The organism is Azospirillum sp. TSH100 (genome assembly GCF_004923295.1).
Lineage (GTDB): Bacteria > Pseudomonadota > Alphaproteobacteria > Azospirillales > Azospirillaceae > Azospirillum.
The window spans coordinates 353,344-369,814 of sequence record NZ_CP039638.1 but is presented as its reverse complement, the minus strand read 5'-3'; the positions used below and the strand labels follow the sequence as shown (position 1 = coordinate 369,814).

General features: G+C 68.9%; 14 protein-coding genes and 1 riboswitch. Of the genes, 6 read left to right on the top strand and 8 right to left on the bottom strand.

Features of this window, described 5'->3' with window-relative positions; all coding sequences use genetic code 11:
* Positions 1 to 54: 54 nt before the first annotated feature.
* The 8 genes from cobJ to E6C72_RS27000 form a co-directional block, all read right to left on the bottom strand.
* Positions 55 to 828, bottom strand: coding sequence for a precorrin-3B C(17)-methyltransferase (cobJ, locus tag E6C72_RS27035; RefSeq protein WP_109084428.1), 774 nt, complete (start codon positions 826 to 828; stop codon positions 55 to 57).
* Positions 825 to 1,577 (bottom strand): precorrin-2 C(20)-methyltransferase, encoded by a 753-nt coding sequence (locus E6C72_RS27030; protein ID WP_109084427.1) that lies wholly within the window; start codon positions 1,575 to 1,577, stop codon positions 825 to 827. The genes cobJ and E6C72_RS27030 overlap by 4 nt, the downstream gene beginning before the upstream one ends.
* Entirely contained in the window at positions 1,574 to 2,212 is a 639-nt protein-coding gene (locus tag E6C72_RS27025; RefSeq protein ID WP_109084426.1) for a precorrin-8X methylmutase, read from the bottom strand. Before E6C72_RS27025 ends, E6C72_RS27030 begins: the two co-directional genes overlap by 4 nt.
* Positions 2,205 to 3,617, bottom strand: coding sequence for a precorrin-3B synthase (cobG, locus tag E6C72_RS27020; RefSeq protein ID WP_109084425.1), 1,413 nt, complete (start codon positions 3,615 to 3,617; stop codon positions 2,205 to 2,207). The genes E6C72_RS27025 and cobG overlap by 8 nt, the downstream gene beginning before the upstream one ends.
* Positions 3,614 to 7,021 carry a cobaltochelatase subunit CobN gene (gene cobN, locus E6C72_RS27015; RefSeq protein ID WP_109084424.1) on the bottom strand — a complete coding sequence of 1,136 codons (3,408 nt, stop codon included), beginning with the start codon at positions 7,019 to 7,021 and terminating at the stop codon, positions 3,614 to 3,616. Before cobN ends, cobG begins: the two co-directional genes overlap by 4 nt.
* Before the next feature lie 87 nt (positions 7,022 to 7,108).
* The gene (cobW, locus tag E6C72_RS27010) at positions 7,109 to 8,170 is read right to left on the bottom strand and encodes a cobalamin biosynthesis protein CobW (protein WP_109084423.1); all 1,062 of its coding nucleotides are present in this window, start codon (positions 8,168 to 8,170) and stop codon (positions 7,109 to 7,111) included.
* A gap of 14 nt (positions 8,171 to 8,184) precedes the next feature.
* On the bottom strand, positions 8,185 to 8,976 hold the full coding sequence (locus tag E6C72_RS27005) for a CbtA family protein (protein ID WP_109084422.1): 792 nt from the start codon (positions 8,974 to 8,976) through the stop codon (positions 8,185 to 8,187).
* Positions 8,977 to 8,985: 9 nt separating this feature from the next.
* On the bottom strand, positions 8,986 to 9,174 hold the full coding sequence (locus E6C72_RS27000) for a CbtB domain-containing protein (protein ID WP_109084421.1): 189 nt from the start codon (positions 9,172 to 9,174) through the stop codon (positions 8,986 to 8,988).
* A 43-nt stretch (positions 9,175 to 9,217) separates the two neighbouring features.
* A riboswitch (cobalamin riboswitch) is annotated at positions 9,218 to 9,447 on the bottom strand.
* 323 nt (positions 9,448 to 9,770) lie between these two features.
* On the opposite strand from E6C72_RS27000, the gene E6C72_RS26995 reads away from it, so the two are divergent.
* From E6C72_RS26995 to E6C72_RS26970, 6 genes are all read left to right on the top strand, one after another.
* Positions 9,771 to 10,538: an ABC transporter ATP-binding protein gene (locus E6C72_RS26995; RefSeq protein ID WP_109084420.1), complete on the top strand. Its 768-nt coding sequence runs from the start codon at positions 9,771 to 9,773 to the stop codon at positions 10,536 to 10,538.
* Positions 10,531 to 11,253, top strand: a complete 723-nt coding sequence (locus tag E6C72_RS26990) for an ABC transporter ATP-binding protein (protein WP_109084419.1) — start codon at positions 10,531 to 10,533, stop codon at positions 11,251 to 11,253. Before E6C72_RS26995 ends, E6C72_RS26990 begins: the two co-directional genes overlap by 8 nt.
* Positions 11,254 to 11,404: 151 nt before the next feature.
* A complete protein-coding gene (locus E6C72_RS26985) occupies positions 11,405 to 12,613 on the top strand; it encodes an ABC transporter substrate-binding protein (protein WP_109084418.1) in 1,209 nt (402 codons plus the stop codon).
* Between the two features lie 105 nt (positions 12,614 to 12,718).
* Entirely contained in the window at positions 12,719 to 13,606 is an 888-nt protein-coding gene (locus E6C72_RS26980) for a branched-chain amino acid ABC transporter permease (RefSeq protein ID WP_109084417.1), read from the top strand.
* A 69-nt stretch (positions 13,607 to 13,675) separates the two neighbouring features.
* Positions 13,676 to 14,584, top strand: coding sequence for a branched-chain amino acid ABC transporter permease (locus tag E6C72_RS26975; protein WP_247875505.1), 909 nt, complete (start codon positions 13,676 to 13,678; stop codon positions 14,582 to 14,584).
* Positions 14,585 to 14,966: 382 nt separating this feature from the next.
* Positions 14,967 to 16,382: a sigma-54-dependent Fis family transcriptional regulator gene (locus tag E6C72_RS26970; RefSeq protein WP_247875503.1), complete on the top strand. Its 1,416-nt coding sequence runs from the start codon at positions 14,967 to 14,969 to the stop codon at positions 16,380 to 16,382.
* The last annotated feature ends 89 nt before the right edge of the window (positions 16,383 to 16,471 follow it).

Here is a 16,471-nt window from a genome sequence, read left to right as displayed (position 1 = left end):
CTCGCGGTGGGTTGGTTGCGGGCATCTCAGCCAACACTGCCGTCACACCCATCCTCACCCCCGGTAATGCCGGGGGGTGTAGACCCAGCGCCCGCCGTCCGCACGCGCCACGAACCGCGTGTGCGAGGCGCCGATGATGACCAGCGTGCGCATGTCGGCCTGTTCCGCCCGCACTTCGCCCAGCGTTGTGACCGTCAGCTCCTCGTCGGCGCGGCCGACGGCGCGGCCCAGCACGATGGGGGTTTCCGGCGCGCGGATGTCGCGCAGGGCGTCGAAGGCGGCCCCCAGCTGCCAGGGACGGGCCTTGGAGATCGGGTTGTAGAGGGCGATGACGAAATCCGCCTCGGCCGCCAGCCGCAGCCGCCGCAGCACCACCTCCCACGGCTTCAGATTGTCGGACAGCGAGATGGCGCAGAAGTCGTGGCCGAGCGGCGCGCCCGCCCGTGCGGCGGCGGCCTGCATGGCGGAAATGCCGGGATCGACCGACAGCGCGACCGTCCGCCACGCTTCCGGGGCCTCCGGGTCGTCCAGCGCCTCGAAGATGGCGGCGGCCATGGCGAAGATGCCGGGATCGCCGCCCGACACCACCGCCACCCGCCGGCCCTGCGCTGCCAGATCGAGCGCGAAACGGGCGCGGTCCAGCTCCACCCGGTTGTCGGAGGCGTGGCGTACCTGATCGCCCGGCGGCACGCGCTCGACATAGGGGAAATAGCCGACGAGGTCGGTCGCCTCGGCCAGATCGCGCCGCGCTTCTGGCGTCAGCCAGTCCTCGGGGCCGGGGCCAAGGCCCACAACCTTCAGCCAACCATTGTTTTCGGGGCCGCTCATCCGCGCTTGCCCTCGCCCGGAATGACGATCTGCGAGAAGTAGGGGGCGATGTCCGGCGCCTCCAGGAAGGGCATGAAGCGCTGTTCGTCCATGCTGGCGCGCTCGACGTACCACGCCCGCTCCGCCAGCCCGGCGGCGGCGATGGCGCGGCGGACCTTGGGCAGGTTCTGGCCCAGCTTCATCACCACGCAGGCATCGGCGGCGGTGAGCGCGCGGAGCAGAGATTCCTCGTCCAGCGTGCCGGGAATCACCGACAGCACGTCGTCGCGCAGCATCAGCGGGCGCGGCAACAGCGAGGCACTGCACACCATGCTGGTGACGCCGGGGATCACCTCCGCCTTGAAGCGGCCGGACAGCCGCAGGAACAGGTGCATGAAGGAGCCGTAGAAGAACGGATCCCCCTCGTTCAGCGCCGCGACCGAACGACCGGCGGTGAGATGCTCCGCGATGCGTTCGGCGGATTCGTCGAAGAAGGCTTCGATCTGGCGGCCATAATCCGGGTGGGTCGGCGGCAGTTCCACCGTCACCGGATAGACCATCGGCAGCTCGATCTGGTCGGGCCCGATCGCCTGATCGGCGATGCGGCGGGCCTGTCCACGGGTGCCGCGCTTGCAGAAATAGGCGACGACCGGGCAGGCGCCGATGGTGCGCACCGCCTTCAACGTCATCAGTTCCGGATCGCCGGGGCCGACGCCGACGCCGAACAGGGTGCCCAAGGTGGGAGGATTGGGGAGGGTATCGCCGCTCATTCGACGTCGCTCGCCAGCGCGTTGACGGCGGCGGCGGCCATGGCGCTGCCGCCGCGCCGGCCGCGGATCGCCAGATAGGGAACGCCGAAGGGATTTTCCGCCAGCGCCTCCTTGCTTTCCATGGCGCCGACGAAGCCGACGGGAAAGCCGAGGATCGCCGCCGGCTTCGGCGCACCGGCCGCCAGCATTTCCAGCAGATAGAACAGGGCGGTCGGCGCGTTGCCGATGGCGACCACCGAGCCGCCGAGCCGCTCGCCCCATAGGTCGAGTGCGGCGGCGGAGCGGGTGTTGCCGATGGTCTTCGCCAGATCTGGCACGGCGGGATCGCGGAGCGTGCACACCACGTCGTTGCCGGCCGGCAGCCGGGCGCGGGTCACGCCATGGGCGACCATTTCGCTGTCGCAGAGGATCGGCGCACCAGAACGCAGGGCGGTGCGGGCGGCGCTGCCGACATCGGCGGAGAACAGCAGATCCCGGGCCGCATCGACCATGCCGCAGGCGTGGATGACGCGGACCGCCACCGGCTTCAGATCGTCGGGGATGGCGGACAGATTGGCCTCCGACCGGATGGTGGCGAAGGACTGGCGGTAGATGGCCGCTCCGTCGCGGATATAGTCGTAGAGCGGCTCAGGCACCGGCAAACTCCTCGGTCAACAGATCCGCGACGCGGGCCACGGCGTCGGCGGGAGACAGGCCGGGATGCCCCTGAGTTTGGCAGGCGGCATCGCCGGGTTTGGCGTTCAGGGCGACGTCATACACCCCGTCGCGGGCGGTCAGGGTGACATCGGCGATGGCAGGATGGGCGCAGCCCTTGGCGCAGCCCGACACATGCACCATTCGCACAGGGTCCAGCAAGGGGCCTGCGCGCTCGGCGATGGCGAGCGCGGTGGCATGGGTGTCGGTGGTGCCGACATCGCAGCCGCCCATCCCGCTGCACGCGGTTAGCTTCAGCCGGCGGTCGGTGTGGGACAGGATGGCGCCGTGGGCGTGGGCGACGTGCTGTGCGTCCGTGGAAGGGGCAACGAGGAGGAGGGCGCGCCAGGGGGTGATGCGGATTTCGGCGCAGGCGGAGGCGAGGGCGGCGAGGGTGGCGGCGGTCAGGCGACCGAAGGGGAAGGCAGTGGTAACGAAGGCCGGCACCTCCCCGCCACGGGATCCCTTCTCTCCCCTGGGGAGAAGGTTGGGATGAGGGGGGTCGGCAACGCCGAAGACATCCATGAGGTGCGTCCCCCTCACCTTGATCCTCTCCCCGCTTTCGGCGGACCAGAGGTCCGCCTGTCGCGTCAGCGCAAACGAAGTTTGCGCGTGAGCGGGGGGGAGAGGAGATATCAGGGAGGAGAGGCGCTTCCCTATCGCTTCAATCCCGATCGCCGCGACCAGGCCCACCATGCGGCGCGGCGGCTCCGGCAACGACGCGCGCAAGTCCAGAAAGGCACGGCCCAGCGCCGACGCCACATCCGCCACGTCCCCCGCCCGGCAAAGCCCCAGCGGTGCCGCCGTCGCCAGCGTGCCGCCCAGCGCCACCAGGAACCGTTCGCCATCCACAGCATCGAAGCGTACGTCCGTGCCGCTGTCCGCCAGATGGCCGATCCCGCCGCCGCAGACCAGCCAGCCGAACTTCGGCGGCAGGTCGTGCAGCGCGGTATCCTCCGCCAACCGGGCGTCGAGCGTACGCGCCACTCCCCGTACGTCCATCGCCGCCGTAGGATCCAGCCCGGCGGTGGGGGAGCACAACACGTTGCGCACCGCCTCGCTCGCCGCATCGCCGGAGACATAGCCCATGCCACGCAGGGCGTCGGTCACCGGCTCCAGTCCGTCGGCGGCGATGCCGCGCAGTTGCAGGTTGCCACGCTGGCTGAGATCGATCAGACCGTTGCCGTAACGATCCCCCAGTTCCGCGATGCGGCGGGCATGCTCGACGGGCAGCACGCCGGCGGGGACGCGGACGCGCAGCAGAAACCCGTCGCCGACCCGCATCGGCGCCAGAACGCCGGGGCAACTGCCGCGGCGTCTGGGCTGGTTGGCGACAGGGTTGGTCATCCGGTGGTCTCCCGGAGGCGCCGCAGATCCTCCGCGGTGGAGTTGCGGCGGGGATGCCACAGGCCGCGGTCGAGCGCCTCGCTCATACGCGCCAGAATGTGCCGGGCGGCGGCAGGATTGGCATGCGACAGGAAGTCCCATACCTCCGCATCCTCGACGTATGCGTCATACAGCTGGTCGAAATGGGCGGGGCGTACGGCGTCGGTGGTGGCGGCGAAGGCGAACAGCGTGTCGACGCCGGCCGCCAGTTCCGCCGCCCCGCGGTAGCCGTGGCGCATCATGCCCTGGATCCAGCGCGGATTGGCCGCCCGGCCGCGCAGGGTGCGGGCGATCTCTTCCGCCAGGGTGCGGACGGCGAGCTTGTCCGGGTCGGCACTGTCGAGGTGGTAGAGCGCCGGTTCGGAATTCTCCAGCGCGGCGGCCGCCGCGAAGCCACCCTCGAACTGCATGAAACCGTCGGTGGACAGCACGTCGTGCTCGCGCTGGTCCTGATGGTGGACGAGGGCGTCGGCGCCACCGACGCGGCGGCGGAACAATGCCGGCAGCGGCACTCCCTCCAGCCCGGCGCCATAGGCATGGCAACCGCCCTCCAGATAGGCGGCGCCGAAATCGGCCCGCGCGGTCCAGTCGCCCCGCGCGATCATGCCCGACAGCGCCGTGCCGTAGATGCCGGGGGCGGCGCCGAAGATGCGGGCGGTGGCCCAGCGGCGGGCATCCTCCGCATTGGTACCGGCTGCGGCGAGGCGCTGTTCCTCGGCCCGGGCGGTGGCGGCCAGCGGGTTGGTGTCGTCGGGCTCGTTGAGGCCGGCGACGGCGCGCACCGCCTGATCGAACAGGGCGATCTGCTGCGGGAAGACGTCGCGGAACAGGCCGGAGATGCGCAGCGTCACATCCACCCGCGGGCGGCCGAGCACGCCGGCCGGCATGATCTCGTAGCCGGTGACGCGGCCGGAGCCGTTCTCCCAGATCGGGCGGACGCCGAGCAGAGCCAGCGCCTGGGCCAGTTCGTCGCCGCCGGTGCGCATGGCCGGGGTGCCCCAGCAATCCACCACCAGCCGGCGCGGCCAGTCGCCATGGTCCTGGAGATAGCGGGTGATCAGCGCGTCCGCCGCCTGCCAGCCCAGGGTCCAGGCGGTCGGCGTCGGCACCCCGCGCGGGTCGAGCGCATAGAGGTTGCGGCCGGTCGGCAGCGTGTCCGCCCGCCCACGCGCCGGCGAACCGCCCGGGCCGGGGCGGACGAAACGGCCGTCCAGCCCGTCGAGCAGCGCCCGCATCTCCGCCTCGCCGCAGGCATCGACCGCCGTGGCGACCGTGACCGGATCGGCGGAGCGGGCGACGCCGGTACGAGATACTGCGGCGGTCAGCCGGTCGCGGCGCTCGCCGGTCGGGCTGTGGCCGAAGACATGCAGCCCGTCGCGGATCTGCATCTCCTTCACATCGCAGAGATGGGCGTCCAGCCGCGACAGGATGGCGTCGGGGTCGTCGTCGGGCCGCAGGTTGCAGTCGGCGGCGACGCCGGACTTCCAGGCGAGGTCGAGGATCGTCTCGCGCAGCATGCCCAGCCGGCGCGGGTCGAGGCCGGTCGCCTGCGAATATTCGTCGATGGCGGTTTCCAGCGCTGCGAGGTCGCCGTAGAGGCCGGAGTCCACCGGCGGCGGGGTCAGATGGCCGATCAGCACGGCTCCCAGCCTGCGGCGGGCCTGCACCCCTTCGCCGGGGTTGTTGACGATGAAGGGATAGAGGGTCGGCAGGGCGCCGCCGACGATCTCCGGCCAGCATTCCGCGGACAGCGCCACCGCCTTTCCGGGCAGCCATTCCAGCGTGCCGTGGGCGCCGATCTGCACCAGGGCATCGATGCGGACAGCATGGCGAAGCCACAGGTGGAAGGCGAGATAGCCGTGGCTGGGCGGGGTGTCGGGATCGTGGTGCTGGGCGGTGGTCAGGGGGCCATGGCCGCGGCTGGGCTGCACCGCCACCACGGCGTTGCCGCAGGGCAGGGTACGGAAGGCGAAGGCACCGTTACGGCAGGCGGGATCGGCCGCGGGCTCCCCCCAGGTTTCGGCGATGCGGGCGCGCAGCTCCGGCGGGGCGAGGCGCTGGTAGTCGGCGAGCGACAGGGTCGGGGTCGGTGTGGCGGTGAGGACGGCCATCAACTCCGCGCCGCTGTCCGGAAGGGCGGACAGGTTGTAGCCCTCGGCGGACAGCCGCTGGAGCATCGCCACGGTGCTGGCCGGGCTGTCGAGGCCGACGGCATGGCCGATGCCGCCGCCGGGGCCGGGATAGTCGGACAGCACCAGCGCGACCCGCCGGTCCGCCCGCGGGGTGCGGGACAGGCGGACCCAGCTCGCCGCGAGGTCGGCGGTGAACTCCACCCGGTCGGGGATCGGGCGCAGGGCCGGGGCGGCGAATTGCAGGTCGGGATCGGGCTCCCCCGCCGTCTTGAAGGCGATGGCGCGGGCGATGATGCGGCCGTCCATCTCCGGCAGCACGACATTCATCGCAAGGTCGGACGGCGCCAGCCCACGCGAGGACGCCTGCCAGCCGGCTTCGGGGGTGGTGGCGAGGATGGCTTGCAGCACCGGGCTGCCATTGGCCTCCAGCGGGGAGCCGTCCTCGCGTGCGGCGGAGAAGGCGGTGGTGTTGACGACCACGGTGGCGTCCTGCGCGATCAGGCTGGCGCGCATCCAGGCGGCGCAGTCCGGCTCCTTCAGGCTGGCGACGAACAGCGGCCTGGGGGCGAGGCCGCGCGCGGCCAGTGCGTTGCACAGCGCATGGACCGGGGCGAGGTCGCCGGCCAGCAGGTGGGAGCGGTAGAACACCACCGCAGCGACTGGGGAGCCGGCGGGGACTGGACCGGTCCAGCCGTCGTAGGCACCGAAGCGCGGGACAGGGGCGGGATCGTCATGGGGCAGGGGGGTGCCGGCCAGCGTCGCGGCGCAGGCCAGCAGATGGCCGATGTTGGCCGGACCGCCCTCGGTGAAATAGCGCCACAGCCGGTCGGCAGTGTCCGCGGGAACGGTGCCGTAGGCGGTCAGGTTCGGGTCGGGCTGTGCCTCTCCGGACAGGACGGCCAGTGGGATGTTGCGCTCCCGGCAAAGGGCGGCGAGGCGGTCGAGGCCGTAACGCCAATAACCGCTGCCGCCGAGCAGGCGCAGGACCACCAGTTTCGCCTTGGCGACGATGTTGTCGGCGTAAAGGTCGACCGACAGCGGGTGGCCCAGGCGGTTGAGGTTGGCGAGGCGGAGGCTGGGCAAACGCACACGCCCCGCCCGCCACGCGGCGGCGAGCGCAGTCAGGTCGCTGTCGGAAAAGGACAGCATGACGAGGTCGGCCGGCGTCTGTCCCAGATCTTCCGCCTGGGGGCCGGCGTCCAGTTCGTCCTGGCGGGCGGCGAGCAGGTGCATGGTCTGATGTCCAGGGGCGTTTGCCCCCTTTCTCCCTCGAAAACGCTGAAGGTCAAGGAGGGGGCAAACGCCGCAATACCCTAACGCTTACCCGACAACCGCCCGCGTCACCGCCTCGCGGTCAAGCCCGGTCTCGCCGATCACCACCAGACGGCTGCGGCGCTCCTCGCCGGGCTTCCACAGGCGGTCGTAATGGGTCTGGATGCGGGTGCCCACACCCTGGACCAGCAGGCGCATCGGCTTGCCGGGCACGTCGATGAAGCCCTTGAGGCGCAGGACGCCGTGCAGGCCGGCGACCTTCTCCAGCGTCATCGCCAGGGCGGCCGGGTCGGGCTGCGCCGGCAGTTCGACCACGAAGCTGGTGAAGTCATCGTGGTCGTGGCCCTCTTCGTCGTCATGGTGGCTGGGACGGTTGGCGAGATCGTCCTCCACCGCCGCCCCGACGCCAAGCAGAACCAGCGGATCGACCGCACCCTGGGAGGCGCGGACCAGCTTGGCGTCGCGGCCGACCGTGTGGGCGAGGGCGCCGCGGATCAGATCCTCGACGCGGGCGAGGTCGCCGGCAGCGACCAGATCGGTCTTGTTGACGACGATCAGGTCGGCGCAGAGCAGCTGGTCCTCGAACACCTCTTCGATCGGCGTTTCGTGATCGATTGTGCCGGCGGCGTCGCGCTGGGCCTCCAGCGCCGCGGGATCGGGGGCGAAGCGCCCCTCCGCCGCGGCGGCGGCGTCGACCACGGCGATGACGCCGTCGACTGTGACCCGCGTCTTGATCGCCGGCCAGTGGAAGGCCTGGACCAGCGGCTTGGGCAGGGCCAGGCCGCTGGTCTCGATCACGATGTGCTCGGGCGGCTCCGGCCGGGCCAGCAGCTTCTCGATGGCCGGGACGAAGTCGTCGGCAACGGTGCAGCACAGGCAGCCGTTGGCCAGCTCGATCACGTCGTCTTCGGTGCAGGTCGGGTTGCCGCAGGCCCGCAGGATGTCGCCGTCGATGCCGACATCGCCGAACTCGTTGATGATCAGCGCCAGCCGACGGCCATCGGCCTTTTCCAGCAGGCTACGGATCAGCGTGGTCTTGCCGGCGCCGAGGAAGCCGGTGATGACGGTCGCCGGAACCTTGCCGGCGGCCGTTTTCGCAAGAGCGGACATGGGACTACGCCTCCTTAGCGCGCGCCGGGCTGGACCCGCAGGGCGGGGCGGGGTTCGGCATCGCCGACCAGACCGCTCATCAGCCAGCCGCAGGCGGAGCCCAGGATCGCCCAGAACAGGGCTGCCCCGCCGAGCGAAGCGGTGACGAAGCGGGCGGCCAGTTCCGGCGGAACCGCTCCTTCGGCACTTTCCGGATGGGGGGCGCCGATCAGGTGGGGCAAGGCTGCCGCCAGAACGGCGATGGCGATGACCAGACGGTTGCGGGCGAAGGCGAGGGCCAACATGCAGACGCCGGCCCCGGCGGCGGCGGACAGCCACCAGAGCTGACGCAGCTCCAGCTCCGCCCCGGCCATGCCCGGCAGTTCCGGGGCCAAGCCGAAGGAGGGCGCCAGCGAGACGGCGACGAAGCCGCCCATGCCCCAGACCAGACCGCGCCGGGCATCGACCGGCCGTCCGGCCAGCAGGATCGCCGCTCCCAGCAGCAGCGCATAGGCGACGCCGGCGATCAGATTGGCGGCGATGGTAAGGCCGATGCGCTGAATCGCCTCGTCAAGGGTGACCGGTACGCCTTCGCCGACCTCGCGCACACCAACATCGCGCGCAGGGCCATGCTGGTGGCCTTCGGCGTGGCTGGCGGCCGGAGCCCCAGCCGTAGGGGCGGTGGCGGCAGGCGGGGTCACCACCTCGTATTTCTCGGCTTCGAGGATCAGCGGGACGGTCGTCGCCTGCTGAACGACGGACGCGGCCGTGCCGGAGAGCACGCCCGCGACCAGAGCGGCTGTGAACAGCCGCCGGATCAGATCCATGACCCGTGCTTAGTGGCAGGGGAATGCGAAGGAGTGACGGGCGTCATGGGCCGCGTCGTGGATCTGCTGCGGCTGGGCGAAGCCGACGCCATACAGCAGGAAGCTGCCCAGCAGGATCGCGGCGAAGGCGGCGACTGCGGTCTGGGCGGCGCTGCGGGTGGTGGAACCAGCGGCGGTGTGAAGCGAACGGGTGGTCATCGGTTATGTCCTTGCTCTCCCGCCACACCCGGCGGGGTTGGGAAAGGTTGGTACGTCCGCCGGCAGGTTTCCTGGCTCGCGGGTCGTCGCATCGCCGTCCGCCTTCCCGGCCTTGCGGCCAGTGGCATGATGGACGGGACGCTCGCCGCTTACAGTTGCGGGGGCAGCCGCGGCATTGGAGCTTCCAGGAGGCCCAGAAAGCTCCGCACCGCATTCCCTATTATCCCCGCCGTCCGTCAGGACGGGCGGGGCACCGTCGGACGGCCACCATCGCAGTGCCGCGCGTGTTTGGCAAGCCCGCAATAAGGCGTCTGCCGCACGGACGATCTTGCACGCCGACATTTTGGATGCTGTCATGTTCGGTGGACAGAGTGTCCGGAAATCCGACACTTTTCGATGCCGGCTGTTGGAGGGGGATGGACGGACGCAGCCGGAAAAGCGGCGGAGAAACAAAGGGCCGGGAGGCCCGACCGAAGTGAATCCGGCCGTGGCACGCTTCGTGCGTGCGACAACCGGTGAAACGTCCCGCCGCATGGCGGCCCCCGGGCAGATCCCCCGGGATATAAAAAGACGAACGGGAGGAGAATTCGCGACCGATGAACGCCGCACCGAACGACGACATCATCCTGGAAGCGCGCAACCTGACGAAGGAGTTCAAGGGATTCGTGGCGGTGAAGGAGGTGAACCTCCAGGTTCGCCGCGGCACCATCCACGCGCTGATCGGCCCGAACGGCGCCGGCAAGAGCACGGTGTTCAACCTGCTGACCAAGTTCCTGACGCCCACCCGCGGCCAGATCCTCTACAAGGGCCGCGACATCACCCGCACCAAACCGGCCGACATCGCGCTGATGGGGCTGGTCCGCTCCTTCCAGATTTCGGCCGTCTTCCCGCACCTCAGCGTACTGGAGAATGTCCGGGTGGCATTGCAGCGCCCGCTCGGCACCAGCTTCCATTTCTGGAAGTCCGAATCGACGCTCTACGACCTGCATGACCGGGCGCTGGAACTGATCGAGGCGGTGAACCTGTCGCCCTGGGCCAACCATCTGGCTGCCGAGCTGCCCTATGGCCGCAAGCGCGCGCTGGAGATCGCCACCACCCTGGCGCTCGACCCGGAGGTGATGCTGCTGGATGAGCCGCTGGCCGGCATGGGCCACGAGGACATCGAGGGCACCGCCGCACTCATCAAGCGCGTCGCCGCCGACCGCACCGTGCTGATGGTGGAGCACAACCTGTCGGTCGTCGCCCATCTGTCGGACACCATCACCGTTCTGCGCCGCGGCGAGATCCTGGCGGAGGGTCCGTACGAGGTCGTCTCCAAGAACCCGCAGGTGATGGAAGCTTATATGGGGACCGGACATGCCTGACGGCGCGATGACCAAAACGGCAATGCTTGAAATCGCCGACCTGCACGGCTTCTACGGCGAGAGCCATGTGCTGCACGGCGTCAGCCTGGAGGTGAGGCAGGGCGAGGTGGTGACTCTGCTCGGCCGCAATGGCGCCGGCAAGACCTCCACCATGCGCGCCATCATGGGCATCATGGGCAAACGTACCGGATCGATCCGCTTCCAGGGTCAGGAGCTGATCGGCATGGCGCAGCACAAGATTCCGCGGCTCGGCATCGGCTATGTGCCGGAGGAACGCGGCATCTTCTCAAGCCTCAGCGTGGACGAGAACCTGACGCTGCCGCCGGTGGTCAAGGAGGGCGGGATGACCGTCCCGCAGATCTACGACCTGTTCCCCAACCTGAAGGGCCGTGGCTCGACCCAGGGCACGCGGCTGTCGGGCGGCGAACAGCAGATGCTGGCGATCGCCCGAATCCTGCGCACCGGCGCCACCCTGATCCTGCTGGACGAGCCGACCGAGGGTCTGGCCCCGGTCATCATCGAGCAGATCGGCGTGGCCGTCCGCGCCCTGAAACAGCGCGGCTTCACCATCGTGCTGGTGGAGCAGAACTTCCGGTTCGCCGCCACCATCGCCGACCGCCATTACGTGATGGAGGAAGGGCATGTGGTGGACATGATCCCCAACGACCAGCTCCATGCCAACATGGACAAGCTGCACACCTATCTCGGCGTGTAGGCGGTCCAGACCCCCGACATCATCGGCACGGACGCCGCCCCGCCCCTGTCAAGGGCGGGGCGGCGAACAGCCGGATTTGTGCCTGCCTGCGGCATCGGTGCCCCGCGATGGGGACCGGCCGACAATAAAACCAAGAGGGAGAGACCTTCCGATGCGCACGCTTCTTCTCGCCGGCACCGCCCTTCTGACGCTCGCCGGGACTGTGGTTCCGGCCGCCGCCCAGGTGTCGGACAATGTCATCCGCATCGGCGTGCTGAACGACCGTTCCGGCATCTACGCCGATCTGGCCGGCGAAGGCTCCGCCATCGCCGCGCGGATGGCGGCGGAGGAGTTCGGCAACAAGGTCGCCGGCGCGCCCGTGGAGATCGTCGTCGCCGACCACCAGAACAAGGCCGACATCGCCGCGTCCAAGGCGCGCGAATGGGTGGACACCGGCGGCGTCGACGTCATCGCCGACGTGCCGAACTCCGCCGCCGCGCTCGCGGTGCAGGGCATCACCAAGGACAAGAAGCGCATCTTCCTGATGTCCGGTCCGGGCGCGACGGCGTTGAGCGGCGCGCAGTGCAGCCCCTACGGCTTCCACTGGACCTACGACAACTACGCCATGGCCGCCGGCACCGGCCGCGCCCTGTACGAACAGGGCAAGAAGAAGTGGTTCTTCGTGACCGCCGACTACGCCTTCGGTCAGTCGCTGGAGGAGGAGACCACCAGGATGGTGAAGTCGCTGGGCGGCACCGTCTCCGGGTCGGTGCGCCATCCGCTCGGCACGCCGGACTTCTCCTCCTTCCTGCTGCAGGCACAGGGCTCCGGTGCTGATGTGATCGGCTTGGCGAATGCCGGCGGCGACACCGTCAACGCGGTCAAGCAGGCCGCGGAGTTCGGGATCACCCAGTCGGGTCAGAGCCTGGCCGGCCTGCTGATGTTCATCTCCGACGTGCATGCGCTGGGCCTGCAGTCGGCGCAGGGTCTTATGCTGACCACCGGCTTCTACTGGGACATGGACGACCAGACCCGCCAGTGGTCGAAAAAGTTCGAGGCCAAGGCCGGCAAGAAGCCGACCATGGTGCAGGCCGGCGTCTATTCCGCGGTGAAGCATTACCTGAAGGCGGTCGAGGCGGCCAAGACCGACGACGCCGACAAGGTCGCCGCCAAGATGCGTGAACTGCCGGTCGAGGACATGTTCGCCAAGACGGGCAGGATCGCCGCCAACGGCCGCATGTTCCACGACATGTATCTGGCTCAGGTGAAGACCCCGGCCGAGTCGAAGGGGGCCTGGGATTATTACAAGATCGTCAAGACCATCCCGGCCGACACCGCCTTCATGGACCCGAAGCAGAGCGGCTGCCCGCTGGTGAAGTGAGGGGTTGAGTCGTCACCCGGCTTCAATCGCCCCATGGGCGAGGCCGGGTGACGGCCATCCGATCCAAAACAAAAACAACACCAACGAACCGGGAGAGATGCGGAGATGGTCAGCCTGCTGGGAATCCCGCCCCAAGTGCTGTTCGGGCAGCTTCTGCTCGGCCTGATCAATGGGTCCTTCTATGCGCTGCTCAGCCTCGGGCTGGCGGTGATCTTCGGCATGTTGAACGTCATCAACTTCGCCCATGGCGCGCTCTACATGGTCGGCGCCTTTGTGGCGTGGCTGCTGCTGACCTATGCCGGGGTCGGATACTGGGGGGCTCTGATCGTGGCGCCGCTGGTGGTCGGGCTGCTCGGCATCCTGCTGGAAAAGTCGATGCTGTCGCGGCTCTACAAGCTGGACCATCTCTACGGCCTGCTGCTGACCTTCGGTCTGGCGCTGATCCTGGAGGGTGCGTTCCGCCACCAGTATGGCGTGTCGGGCCAGCCCTACCCGATCCCCGACGCGCTGAAGGGCGGGCAGAATCTCGGCTTCATGTTCCTGCCCAACTATCGCGCCTGGGTGGTCGTCGCGTCTCTCACCATCTGCTTCGGCACCTGGTTCGCCATCGAGCGGACCAAGCTGGGCGCCTATCTGCGCGCGGCGACGGAGAACCCGACGCTGGTCCAGGCATTCGGCATCAACGTGCCGGTGATGGTGTCGCTGACCTACGGCTTCGGCGTGGCGCTGGCCGGGCTGGCCGGCGTGCTGGCGGCGCCGATCTATCAGGTGTCGCCGCTGATGGGGACCAACCTGATCATCATCGTCTTCGCCGTGGTGGTGATCGGCGGCATGGGGTCGATCCTCGGCGCCATCGTCACCGGCCTGGGGCTGGGGTTGCTGGAGGGGCTGACCAAGGTCTTCTACCCGGAAGCCTCCAACATCGTCGTCTTCGTCGTGATGGCGATCGTTCTTCTCATCAAGCCCGCGGGCCTTTTCGGACGGGAGCGCTGATCCATGAGCGTCGCCAGCAATTCCACCCCTGTCGCCCTGCGCGGTCCTGCCCACGGCACCGGAACGGTGATGATCGCCGCACTCCTGCTGCTGATCGCCGTCGCGGCACCCTTCGTGCTGTACCCTGTCTTCCTGATGAAGGTGCTGTGCTTCGCCCTGTTCGCCTGCGCCTTCAACCTGCTGATCGGCTTCGCCGGCCTGCTCAGCTTCGGCCATGCCGCCTTCTTCGGCGGAGCCGCCTACATCGCCGCCCACACGGTGAAGGTCTGGGGCTGGGCGCCGGAGTTCGGGCTGCTCGCCGCCACGGCGGTGGCCGGGCTGATGGGGCTGGTCTTCGGCCTGATCGCCATCCGCCGCCAAGGCATCTATTTCGCCATGATCACCCTGGCATTGTCGCAGATGGTGTTCTTCCTGGCCTTGCAGCTGCCTTTCACCCATGGCGAGGACGGCATCCAGGGCGTGCCGCGCGGCACCCTGTTCGGGCTGTTCGACCTCGGCCAGCCGCTGACCATGTACTACACCGTGCTGGCGATCTTCGTCGCCGGCTTCGCCCTGATCTGGCGGACGGTGCATTCGCCCTTCGGCCAGGTGCTGAAGGCGATCCGCGAGAACGAGCCGCGCGCTGTGTCGCTCGGCTACCGCACCGACCGCTACAAGCTGGTCGCCTTCGTGCTGTCGGCTTCGCTGGCCGGGCTCGCCGGCGGGACCAAGGCCCTGGTCTTCCAACTCGCCAGCCTGACCGACGTGACGTGGCAGATGTCGGGCGAGGTGGTGCTGATGACGCTTCTGGGCGGCATGGGCACCTTGTTCGGGCCGGTGGTGGGTGCGGGGCTGGTGGTGACGCTGGAAAGCTACCTCGCCTCCACCAGCCTGCCGGTGCCGGTGGTGATCGGCTGCATTTTCGTCGTCTGCGTGCTGGTCTTCCGCCGTGGCATCGTCGGCGAGCTGCTGGCCCGGCTGCCCAAGCGGGGGAACTGACCCAGCCTTTCAATTCCGCGAAACTCCCCCAGGGGGGACCGAAAGGTCCCCCTCTTTTTTCCCTTTTCTTACCCGCACGGGTTGAGAATCCGGAAAGGACGAGAGGATATGGCGGAGGATGTAGAGAACAGGTCGGAGTTGCCTTTTTAAAAACGCCCTGGGCGCGCCGTGCCGTCAAGGTCTGGTCTGATGAACGGGTGCGGATCGACTCCGCCCATCCGGCCGATCCTGTGCGCCTTCCCTTTAATCCGACGGATAGGCTACTATGTTGACCTCTGATATTGTTGGCAAATTGCGTTGCAATGCAGCAGGCTCCGAAGCCGGCATCGCAAGGGGCCTCGACACCGGGACGGCGAAGATCGGTCCCGTTTGGGAGGGTGACGTGGGCGACACCGTCGATTTCGAAGCGTTGCGCCAGCGGGCGGTCCACTCCCTGTTCGAGCATCTGGAATCCATGTGCGTCGGCGCCGTCGCCGTCGACCACAATGCCCGCATCGCCTGGATGGACGAGAAGTACAAGGCGCTGCTGGGCGTGCCCGGCGATCCGCGCGGCCGGCAGGTGGAGGAGGTCATTCCCAACAGCCAGCTGCGCCGGGTGATCGACAGCGGCCAGCCCCAGCCGCTCGACATCATGGAATTCGACGACCGATCCTTCGTGGTGACGCGGATGCCGCTGTTCGGCACCGACGGCTCGATCATCGGCGCCATCGGCTTCGTGCTGTTCGACCGTGCCGAGTATCTCCGCCCGCTGGTCCGCAAATACGAGAAGATGCAGGAGGAGCTGGCCCGCACCCAGCAGGAGCTGGCGCATGAGCGCCGGGCCAAATACTCCTTCTCGCAGTTCCTCGGCGCCAGCGAATCGATCCGCGAGATCAAACGGCTGGGCCGCCGCGCCGCCCAGATGGATTCGACAGTCCTGCTGCTGGGCGAGACCGGGACGGGGAAGGAGCTGCTGGCCCAGGCCATCCATTCCGCCAGCCCGCGTGCGTCCAAGCCCTTCGTCGGCGTCAATGTCGCCGCCATTCCGGAAACCCTGCTGGAGGCGGAGTTCTTCGGCGTCGCCCCCGGCGCCTACACCGGTGCCGACCGCCGTCACCGCGAGGGGAAATTCCAGCTCGCCAACGGCGGTACCCTGTTCCTCGACGAAATCGGCGACATGCCGCTGCCGGTCCAGGCCAAGCTGCTGCGCGTGTTGCAGGAGCGGGAGATCGAGCCGCTCGGATCCAACAAGGTGGTGCGGGTCGATGTCCGCATCATCGCCGCCACCAGCCGCGACCTGCACGCCCTGGTGCGGGAAAAGCAGTTCCGCGCCGACCTCTATTACCGGCTGAACGTTGTGCCGATCACCCTGCCGCCGCTGCGCGAGCGGCCGGAGGATATCGAGAGCATCGCCGACCGCATCCTGGAACAGCTGGCGATCCAGCAGGGCACGCCGCCGCGCGAACTGCTGGAATCGGCGGTGCAGGTGCTGCGCGACTATGACTGGCCCGGCAATGTGCGGGAGCTTTACAACACGCTGGAGCGGGTGGTGGCGCTGACCGACGCGCCGATCCTGACCGCTCCGCACATCCGCAGCGTGCTGCCCGGCACCCAGCATCCGGCCGGCGCCTCCGCCCTGCCGCTGGCGGCAGGGGCGCGGCCGTTGCAGGAGGTGTTGCACGCCGCCGAACGCCACGCCATCGCGGCAGCCCTGGAGGAGGCGAACGGCGTCAAGGCGCGGGCGGCGAAGCTGCTGGGCATTTCGCGCGCATCGCTGTACGAACGCATGGTCACGCTTGGTCTGGGGGCGACACAATAGGCGCCGGCAGGGATTGCCGGTCGTAAATTTCGTATCGTGAAACTTTGTTCCATTGACGTCCTGTCCGGGCGCTGGCAGGATCGTCCCGC

Excerpts from the sequence above, each read along its gene's own strand:
- cobN (WP_109084424.1), bottom strand. The coding sequence starts at position 7,021 with ATGCACCTGCTCGCCGCCCGCCAGGACGAACTGGACGCCGGCCCCCAG.
- E6C72_RS26980 (WP_109084417.1), top strand. The coding sequence starts at position 12,719 with ATGGTCAGCCTGCTGGGAATCCCGCCCCAAGTGCTGTTCGGGCAGCTT.
- cobG (WP_109084425.1), bottom strand. The coding sequence starts at position 3,617 with ATGACCAACCCTGTCGCCAACCAGCCCAGACGCCGCGGCAGTTGCCCC.
- E6C72_RS26995 (WP_109084420.1), top strand. The coding sequence starts at position 9,771 with ATGAACGCCGCACCGAACGACGACATCATCCTGGAAGCGCGCAACCTG.
- cobW (WP_109084423.1), bottom strand. The coding sequence starts at position 8,170 with ATGTCCGCTCTTGCGAAAACGGCCGCCGGCAAGGTTCCGGCGACCGTC.
- E6C72_RS26975 (WP_247875505.1), top strand. The coding sequence starts at position 13,676 with ATGATCGCCGCACTCCTGCTGCTGATCGCCGTCGCGGCACCCTTCGTG.
- E6C72_RS27005 (WP_109084422.1), bottom strand. The coding sequence starts at position 8,976 with ATGGATCTGATCCGGCGGCTGTTCACAGCCGCTCTGGTCGCGGGCGTG.
- E6C72_RS27030 (WP_109084427.1), bottom strand. The coding sequence starts at position 1,577 with ATGAGCGGCGATACCCTCCCCAATCCTCCCACCTTGGGCACCCTGTTC.
- E6C72_RS26990 (WP_109084419.1), top strand. The coding sequence starts at position 10,531 with ATGCCTGACGGCGCGATGACCAAAACGGCAATGCTTGAAATCGCCGAC.
- E6C72_RS27000 (WP_109084421.1), bottom strand. The coding sequence starts at position 9,174 with ATGACCACCCGTTCGCTTCACACCGCCGCTGGTTCCACCACCCGCAGC.
- cobJ (WP_109084428.1), bottom strand. The coding sequence starts at position 828 with ATGAGCGGCCCCGAAAACAATGGTTGGCTGAAGGTTGTGGGCCTTGGC.
- E6C72_RS26985 (WP_109084418.1), top strand. The coding sequence starts at position 11,405 with ATGCGCACGCTTCTTCTCGCCGGCACCGCCCTTCTGACGCTCGCCGGG.